General features: G+C 63.8%; 1 protein-coding gene. It reads right to left on the bottom strand.

Translation table 11 applies throughout. The annotated features are described in order from the left end of the window. Positions 1-92 precede the first annotated feature (92 nt). Positions 93-304, bottom strand: a 212-nt coding sequence (locus tag IV01_RS27215) for a hypothetical protein (protein ID WP_032631871.1), incomplete at its 5' end; no start/stop codon positions are given.

The following is a 304-nucleotide window of genomic DNA, read 5'->3' as shown; positions in this document are numbered from 1 at the left end:
GCAAGCTCGGCTCCAACAGGCGACTGAGTTTCCCGTTGGAGCGAGGCTTGCCCGCGAATCGTAGCGCCTCGGGGTAGCAGACAACCTCCGATTTACTGCGGTGCTTGCCCGCGATGAACGATGACGCGGTAGGACTGATGAACCGGAGTGTCTGTATCACCCGGATGCGGCCCAGACCAAGCACCGCACAGGGGTACGCGGCACGCCAGGCGCATCGCGTCATCATTCTTCGCGAGCAAGCACCGCTCCCACAGGGGTACGCGGCACGCCAGGCGCATCGCGTCATCGTTCTTCGCGAGCAAGC

Source organism: Pseudomonas syringae, from assembly GCF_000737245.1.
GTDB classification, from domain to species: domain Bacteria; phylum Pseudomonadota; class Gammaproteobacteria; order Pseudomonadales; family Pseudomonadaceae; genus Aquipseudomonas; species Aquipseudomonas syringae_J.
The sequence above is the reverse complement of the archived record's forward strand: the minus strand, read 5'-3'. Positions and strand labels throughout refer to the sequence as shown.